This is a genomic window from Pseudomonas sp. 05L36 (assembly GCF_056398125.1).
This window is the reverse complement of record NZ_JBFTOU010000023.1, coordinates 135,305-143,625: the sequence shown is the minus strand read 5'-3', so window position 1 is coordinate 143,625 and position 8,321 is coordinate 135,305. Positions and strand designations below refer to the sequence as shown.

The following is an 8,321-nucleotide window of genomic DNA, read 5'->3' as shown; positions in this document are numbered from 1 at the left end:
TCGTCGGCGGTGATCACCACTTTGGATTTGCAGTCGATGATGCGACCGGCCAGGGCTTCCGGCGAGAAACCGCCGAACACCACCGAGTGAATCGCGCCGATCCGGGTGCAGGCCAGCATGGCGACCACGGCTTCAGGGATCATCGGCATATAGATGGTCACCACGTCGCCGCGGTGCACGTCCTGGCCACGCAGGGCGTTGGCGAACTTGCAGACTTGCTCGTGCAGTTCGCGGTAAGTGATGTGGCGGCTTTCGACAGGGTCATCGCCTTCCCAAATGATTGCAACCTGATCGCCGCGCTCGGCCAGATGACGGTCGAGACAGTTGTAGGAAACGTTCAGGGTGCCGTCGGCGAACCATTTGATGTCGACATGGTGATCGTCGAAGGAAGTCTGCTTCACCGTGGTGAAAGGCTTGATCCAGTCGAGGCGCTTGGCTTGCTCGCGCCAGAAGCCGTCCGGGTTGACGACCGACTGCTGGTACATGCCCTTGTAGGTCGCCTCGTCGGTCAGCGTGTTAGCCAGAACCTCGGGACGAACGGGATACAGGGAAGCCGCACTCATCTTTCTTACCTCGGTGAATAGTTGTTTTTGTTAAATGTTTGGCACTGATTAATCGTGCTCGGCTCGCAAGCGCTACAGCCGACATCTCAAGCCAGCCCGTGATGGTGTTGTGCTCTTTTAACGACAAGTCATATCCGGAAACGGCTGAGCAATATGGATTTGGACTTCGTTCTGTTTCTTACTTCGTCTGATCCCATTGCTCTGGGTGGCATCAGTGACGCAATAGCCTACGTAGCGGGACCCCATCTTTAAGTACTGGGGATTTAATGACGATGTAACTGAAGTACTTGGATATACCGATATTCTTGTCCAGCAGCCCTTCGATCACTTCCTGATAATGCTGAATACTGCAGGTCATGAAGCGCACCAGGTAATCGTAACCGCCGCTGACTAAATGGCACTCCAGTACCTCATCGACCAAACGAATATTGGACTCGAACTTGGCGAAGTCCTCCCGTTTATGGTCGCTGAGCGTGATTTCAGTAAATACCGTGACCGAGTCGGTGATTTTGGCAAGGTTGAGATGAGCTCTATACCCGGAAATATAGCCGGCCGACTCAAGCCGTTTGACCCGCTGCAAGCATGGACTGGATGACAAGCCCACCGCATCGGCCAGACTGACGTTGGTCATTCGACCGTCTTTTTGAAGCTCAACCAGGATACTGATATCAATTCGGTCTAGTTTAATTAAACCTTCCATCGGGTACCTCTTGATTGCCGTTCAGATAGACAGAGGTTTTAGCAAACTCAACGTCGCAAAGATAGCTGATGCTGAGCGACCAGATCAGCCATGCTAGTGATGTAAAAATCTGCGGAATATTCCTGAGTATAATTCTCATGGCCACGGCGGATCAGGCACAAACCAGCCAATTTTGGCGGCTGCGCAGGAGGTCTGGAAATCTGCAGAATATTTTTGGGCTCCAGGTTGTTGGCCAGCAACCACTCGCTGTCCTCCAATGGATTACTGGCTCGGGAATGCAGGTCTTCGGGCACAATCCCCAAACGCTCGCAGAGCTGTTCGCGATCCTCGGCATCTCGATCGCAGTACACCAGCAGCCGATAGAATTTGCGCAGATACAACATGGCACCGGGCGCGTCCTCGAACAACGACCAGTTGCACGCCGAACGGGCGAAACTCATGCCCTCTTCCCAACTGGCCTTGAGCCCAAAACGCTCTGCCAGCTGACGATGGGCAAAGCACAATAAGCCACTGAAGCCCAGCTCGGAAAAACGTGGATAGAGCGTGCGCACCGCCTCGTCAAACTCAGCCAATACCTCTTCCCTGCCTGGCATGCCCGGATGGTTTTCGAGCAAAGGTTGCAGGGCCGTCCAGATACCGGAATCCCGATCGACCAGGACTTCGTCGCAATCGATCAGCAGTGCACGATAATCAGTCAGGTACATGGTGTGTAGCCTCCCATGATGCATTCATCAATCCATGTGCGCTAAATGCCCTCGGTCGGCGCATTGCTACATTGCGCCAACCGAGACCTGAGATTAATCCAACACTCGCAACAATGCCGCTTCAAGAATTGTCAGCGCTTCGTCGATCTGACTTTCTTCGGTTACCAGAGGAGCAAGGAAGCGCAGCACATTTCGGTACACCCCGCATTTGATCACCAACAGCCCACCAACCCTGGCCTGATCGATCAGTTGTTGGGTGAGCTCTGCATCGGGGCTGCGGGCCTCATCGTCTTTGATCAATTCGATTGCCAGCATGAAGCCGGTGCCGCGCACGTCACCAATACGAGGGTAACGTGCCTGCAAGCGCAGCAGGCCCTGACGCAGCCGCTCGCCCAATACCTCACCACGCTCGAGCAACTGATCCTGTTCGTAAGTTTCGATCACCGCCAACGCCGCTGCGCAAGCCAGGGCGTTACCGCCGTAGGTACCGCCGAGACCACCGGGTAATGGCGCGTCCATGATGTGCGCACGCCCCACCACGCCCGATATGGGCAAACCACCGGCGAGGCTCTTGGCGACAGTGACCAGATCCGGCTGAATCCCGGCGTGCTGAAAACCGAACCATTTGCCGGTACGGCCGAAACCGGTCTGAATTTCATCCAGAATGAGCACGATGCCATGTTGTTCGGTCAGAGCCCGCAGCGCCTGGAGAAACTCCGGCGGCGCGCTAAGGAAGCCTCCATCGCCCTGCACTGGCTCGATGATGATCGCAGCTACTCGATCCGGAGCGACTTGGGTCGCCAGCAATTCGTTAAGAGCTTGCAAAGCCATCTCGCTGCTGAAACCGCGATAGGCGTTAGGGTATGGGGTATGGAAGACTTCTGGAGCGAAGGGCCCGAAATTTTGCTTGTAGGGTTGGCTCATGCCCGTCAGGGTCGTACCCAGTAAAGTACGCCCATGGAAACCGCCACGAAAGGCGATAACGGCTGGGCGATTGGTATGTGCGCGGGCGATCTTCACCGCGTTCTCCACAGCCTCTGCACCAGACGTAAACAGCGCCGCCTTGTAGGCTTCTTGGCCCCCCACCAACTCGCACAAGCGCTGTACCAGGTCGATATAGGGTTTGTAGGCCACCACCTGGAAGCAAGCATGGCTGATCTTTTGCAATTGGGTCTGCACTGCCGCGACCACCTTCGGGTGATTGTGACCGATGTTCAAAACGCCAATGCCGCCGACGAAGTCCAGGTAGCGCGTCCCGTCCACGTCCCACACTTCAGAACCCTGGGCCCGGTCGATGACCAGGGGGTGTGCCGTGACCAAACCCCGTGGCACGAATTGATCGCGCTGACGGAGCAAACTCGGGGTTTCTTCGACTTTACTGTTCATGGCATCTCCCATAGTGAACCTGGCAACCGGGAAACGGCTGCGATGTGTTCCAAAGGTTAAGCTTTCGACGCAATTGTCTAAGCCGAACTTGGCCTCTGAGAAATTCGGATCGACTGTTTTCACCCCGGTAAACAGCAGAATCCTTCAGCTGTAGCCAGCTCCCATGGAATCTGCCGACGCGCACCCCATACAACGCAACGTTATGCGTTTACGCAGACTCTTTCGACATATCCTGCTCTGCCACTCGGGCATGCTGGATACTCCCAATCTGAAGCGAGAAGTGACCCATGGCCCTGCTCTATAAAGCTGACCCGGTGCGCGGCGAACAATGGCAGCGCCTATTCGCTGAGCACGCTCCGGATATCGAATGGCGTGCCTGGCCGGACATCGGCGATCCGAAGGATATTCGCTACCTGGCAGCCTGGCAGGCGCCGGACGATCTCGAAACATTGTTGCCAAACCTGCAGGTACTGTTCGCCTTGTCGGCCGGGGTCGACCAACTTGACCTTGACCGCCTGCCAACGACCCTGCCGGTGGTACGTTTACTCGACCCGAGCATCACTCGGGGCATGTGCGAGTACGCCAGTTTTGCGGTGCTCAGCCTGCACCGGGATATGCTCCGTTATCGCCAGCAACAAATGGCGCGGTGCTGGCAGGCTCACCTGCTGCAACCGGCAGCCAAGCGTCGGGTAGGTGTGATGGGGCTCGGCACGCAGGCGCAACAGATTCTGGCCACCTTGCAGACCTTTGGATTCGACTTGTCAGGCTGGGCACGCAGTGAGCATCGCATTGCCGGGGTGGACTGCTTTGCCGGTGCCGAGCAACTTCCCACCTTCCTCGGCCGTTGCGACATCGTGGTTTGTGTCTTGCCATTGACTGAGGAGACTAAAGGGATTCTCAACCGACAGTTGTTCCAGCACCTTCCCAAAGGTGCTGCCTTGGTCAACATGGGCCGGGGTGGGCACCTGATAGAAGAGGATCTGCTTGAGGCTTTGGCCAGCGGCCAGCTCAGCGCGGCGGTGCTCGACGTACTGGAACAGGAGCCGGCGGCGCCGGACCATCCCTTCTGGCACCATCCGCAGATATTGCTGACACCGCATATCGCTGCGATGACCCAACCGGAAAGTGCGTTTAGCGTGTTGCTGGAGAATATCCGCCGGCATCAACGCGGTGAGTCAATGCTTGGTCAGGTTGACCGCGAGCGAAGTTACTGACCAACGACCGCCAACCCACCGGTAACAACCGACCGGCGCCAGATTTTTTACTTCTCTGAGGCAAATCTGGCGCTATACAAAACAAACCTGTTGTTCATCCCACTTTGCTGTTTTTTGCGCATACCCGCCCCAAAAAATCAGCCGACATTTGCTGCTGATCTCCTCCCCCGATTGAGTAGTAATTGCGGCCCGTCAAGCCATAACTTTTGCAATCTACCGAATTGACTGCAGCCCATTGTCAGGCCTCGCCGTAACTGCGATACAGCCACCGCTGTGCGGAGCCCGGCTGCAGGTCAAGTCCACTGCAAGGCGCTGATCGACAAGACTCTCCCGGGTTTACTTCGCAGTGGTTTACCTGAGCTGCCGCAAGAGCATCGCCTGCCGCGCAGATAACCAACACTAATAAGATCAAATGGGGTAAGCGATGAACATCGCAAAACCAAGCTCTCTCTCCTTGGCTGTCATTGCTGCCACCACGCAACTGGCAATAGCGGGTCAGCAACAGCAAGCCAATGGCTTCATTGAAGACAGCAGCCTCGGGTTGCTCAATCGTAATTTCTATATGAATCGCGACTTCCGTAATGGCGGCAGCAATAGCCAAGGTACTAACGGCTCCAAGCCGGCCAGCGAGCGCAATGGCTATCGCGAGGAGTGGGCACAAGGGGCCATGCTCAACTTCGCCTCCGGTTTCACCCAGGGCACCATCGGTTTCGGCACCGATGCCTACGCGTACGGTGGGGTCAAGCTGGACACTGGCCGTGGCCGGGTCGGCAACGGCCTGCTGCCCATCAGCAACAATCGCACCGCCGAAGCCGACGTGCCAGATAGCTATGGCGAGATCGGCGGTGCAGTGAAGATGCGCATTTCCTCCACCGTGCTGAAGTACGGCGAACAACGCCCGACCGCACCGGTATTCGCCCCCGGTGACAACCGCTTGCTGCCGGAAACAGCTACCGGCTTCCAACTGTCGAGCAACGAATTCGATGCCTTATCCTTCGAGGGTGGCCACTTCACCGCATTCAACAATCGCAATTCGACCAACTCCAATGACAAGCTGCTCACTACATACGGAGGGACCGAAGCTGACAGCGTCGACTTCATCGGCGGCACCTATAAAATCAACGAAAACCTTAGCCTGAAGGCGTACACCAGTGAGGCCGAGAATGTCTGGCGTCAGCACTTCGGCAGTGCCTCCTATACGATTCCTCTGGCTGACCAGCAATCGCTGAATTTTGGCTTGATAGCCTATAAGACCCAGGACCAAGGCGAAGCGCGTGCCGGCAAACTGGACACCACGAGCTGGTCGGCGAAGGCAGCCTATTCCTTCGGTGCCCACAAGCTCACCCTGGCTTATCAGAAGATCGATGGCGACGAGTATTTCGACTACATCGGTGTGGACTCGATCTGGTTGGCCAACTCGATTCAGTATTCCGACTTCAACGCTCCCAACGAGCGCTCCATCCAGGCTCGTTATGACCTGAACATGGCTCCATTCGGCATACCGGGGCTGAGCTTCATGGCCCGCTATGTCAAAGGTGATCAAATCGATGGCACCAAAGCCGATCCGAAAGGTGCCTATGCCAACAAGGTGGGTGACGACCAGAAGGAGTGGGAGCGTGACCTGGAAGCAAAATACGTGGTCCAGGGAGGGGCCGCCAAGGACCTGTCCTTCCGCCTGCGCCAGGCTACACACCGCGCGACCTCGTTCGAGAGCGATATCGACGAGGTCCGCCTGATCATCGAGTATCCGCTGAGCATTCTGTAACGTTTGGTCCTGGCCGGGCGCCTTTTTTTGGTTCTTCACGCAATCCCGGAAAACTGTAGGAGTCGGATCGCCGCACCGCAGCTCCTACAAGGGAGCGTGCCCACGCTTTTTTAAGCAATGTACCCATCAGCAGCGCCTTTGGCTTTGCCCTGCCTCCTGAAAACCGACCCGGTATTTGCTGCCGATCTTGCCTCTCATTTGAGCAGCAACTGTGGCCTGCAGCGTTGTCGCCTACAGAATCTGCCGAATCAATGGCTGCCTCTTGTCAGGCCTCACAGCAGGTGAGATACCAACACTTTCAGCGGAGAAATCCGACCGGTCACGCTCCCTGTATACGGAGATCTGTCATGTCCAACTCGCAACGCCCTACGTATAGCTATCGCCCCATGACCCCGGCCGATGTGCCGTTGGCCCACGCCTTGTCCGTACAGCTGAAATGGCCCCACCGCCTGGAGGAATGGGCCATGTTGCAGCGCATCGCGCAGGGTTTTGTCGTAGAAGATGGAGGTCGCCTGATCGGTACCGCGTTCACCTGTGCGCAGGGAGATTACGCCACTATCGGCCTGGTGATCGTCAGTGATGAGTACCAGGGCCAGGGTATAGGTCGCAAGCTGATGGAACTGGCACTTGAGGCTTGCGGTTCACGTACCGCCATGCTCAATGCGACGCTGGCCGGTGCCCCACTTTATGCCAGTCAGGGATTCATTGACTTTGGACATATTCAACAACATCAGGGGTATGCGCTGTCTCCAGTACCCAATGATCTTCCAGCCGATGAGCGCTGTCGCCCGCTGACCGAAGCCGATGGAAACGATCAAATCGAACTGGCTAACGCCGGCAGCGGCCTGAACAGACAGGCCGTGCTCAATGATCTGTTCGATAGTGTCGAACACTCGGTCGGTATCGAGCGCGAGGGTCAGCTACGTGCCTTCGCCATGCTGCGCCCATTCGGCCGTGGTCGCTGCATCGGCCCGGTCATCGCGGAAAGTCCAGAGCAGGCCAAGCACTTGATCGCGGTGTTGTTGGCCCAAGTGCCGGACGCATTCGTGCGCATGGATATACCGTCCGATAGCGGACTGGCCCCTTGGCTGGAAGAAGCCGGGCTGAAGCAGGTCGACACCGTTGCGCAAATGGCTCGTGGCACCCCACCGCAGGCTATCGGCGCAGTGCGCCAGTTTGCGCTGGTGACTCAGGCCATCGGCTGACAAACCAGCGTTACATCCAATGCATTTTCCTGGAGAAACACCTTCATGCTCGAACCCACTGCAGTGCTGTTGGCACACGCCGACGGCAGTCCCGCTTCAACAAAATTCACCCCCGGTTCGTTGGGGGCCACCGATCCTTTCGACCGGCACATTGCTTATCTCGGGCCGGATGACATCGCTGCCGGCGTGGTCCAGGCGAGCGGACAGTTCAACGTCGATGACTATCCCTATAGCGAAACGATCGTGGTTCACGCGGGACGCGTCACCCTGCAGAGCCAGGATCACAGGCTCCAACTAAATCCCGGCGACAGCGCCGTGATCGCCCGCGGTACGTCGCTCCAGATCGAGGCGCAACCCGACTCTCTCTGGGCATTCTGCGCGGATACCCAGCTCGTCGAAGAGCGCCATCCCGGGCTCACCGCGCTCTCCCCGCTAACCCTGCTCTCTCCCTCGGCGGCACCGGGGCCAGAAATTCTGCTAAGCCCGCCACCGCAATGTCGCTCACACAATTTGTTTGTCGAAGAACCGACCAACCTGCGCATCGGCGTCTGGGACTCGACACCCTATACCCGCGGGGCGAGGCCGCACCTTCTGCATGAACTGATGCACCTGATCGAAGGTAGCGTCACCCTCCAGCTGGCGGACGGGATCGATCTGACAGTCAACACTGGCGATACGGTATTCGTGCCCCGAGGCGCACCATGCGCCTGGCATAGCAGCGCCTATGTACGCAAGTTCTACGTCGTCAAATAACTCGAACCGAGTTAGCGCCGGCAGACGGATT

Annotated in this window: 8 protein-coding genes; 4 read left to right on the top strand and 4 right to left on the bottom strand. The window is 57.2% G+C overall.

Going from position 1 to position 8,321, the window contains the following annotated elements; translation table 11 throughout:
• The 4 genes from AC1DKH_RS22910 to gabT all read right to left on the bottom strand — a co-directional run.
• A partial coding sequence (locus tag AC1DKH_RS22910) for an AMP-binding protein (RefSeq protein ID WP_477799395.1) occupies nucleotides 1–563 on the bottom strand: 563 nt, incomplete at its 3' end.
• Between the two features lie 211 nt (nucleotides 564–774).
• On the bottom strand, nucleotides 775–1,263 hold the full coding sequence (locus AC1DKH_RS22905) for an Lrp/AsnC family transcriptional regulator (RefSeq protein ID WP_008017091.1): 489 nt from the start codon (nucleotides 1,261–1,263) through the stop codon (nucleotides 775–777).
• A gap of 47 nt (nucleotides 1,264–1,310) precedes the next feature.
• A complete protein-coding gene (locus tag AC1DKH_RS22900) occupies nucleotides 1,311–1,967 on the bottom strand; it encodes an HAD family hydrolase (RefSeq protein ID WP_477799394.1) in 657 nt (218 codons plus the stop codon).
• Between the two features lie 93 nt (nucleotides 1,968–2,060).
• Nucleotides 2,061–3,353, bottom strand: coding sequence for a 4-aminobutyrate--2-oxoglutarate transaminase (gene gabT / locus AC1DKH_RS22895; RefSeq protein ID WP_477799393.1), 1,293 nt, complete (start codon nucleotides 3,351–3,353; stop codon nucleotides 2,061–2,063).
• Nucleotides 3,354–3,640: 287 nt separating this feature from the next.
• On the opposite strand from gabT, the gene AC1DKH_RS22890 reads away from it, so the two are divergent.
• The 4 genes from AC1DKH_RS22890 to AC1DKH_RS22875 all read left to right on the top strand — a co-directional run bounded on the left by AC1DKH_RS22890 (nucleotide 3,641) and on the right by AC1DKH_RS22875 (nucleotide 8,290).
• Entirely contained in the window at nucleotides 3,641–4,567 is a 927-nt protein-coding gene (locus tag AC1DKH_RS22890; RefSeq protein ID WP_477799392.1) for a 2-hydroxyacid dehydrogenase, read from the top strand.
• A gap of 424 nt (nucleotides 4,568–4,991) precedes the next feature.
• The gene (locus AC1DKH_RS22885) at nucleotides 4,992–6,332 is read left to right on the top strand and encodes an OprD family porin (protein ID WP_477799391.1); all 1,341 of its coding nucleotides are present in this window, start codon (nucleotides 4,992–4,994) and stop codon (nucleotides 6,330–6,332) included.
• A gap of 347 nt (nucleotides 6,333–6,679) precedes the next feature.
• Nucleotides 6,680–7,537: a GNAT family N-acetyltransferase gene (locus tag AC1DKH_RS22880; RefSeq protein ID WP_477799390.1), complete on the top strand. Its 858-nt coding sequence runs from the start codon at nucleotides 6,680–6,682 to the stop codon at nucleotides 7,535–7,537.
• 45 nt (nucleotides 7,538–7,582) lie between these two features.
• Entirely contained in the window at nucleotides 7,583–8,290 is a 708-nt protein-coding gene (locus AC1DKH_RS22875) for a cupin domain-containing protein (RefSeq protein ID WP_477799389.1), read from the top strand.
• The last annotated feature ends 31 nt before the right edge of the window (nucleotides 8,291–8,321 follow it).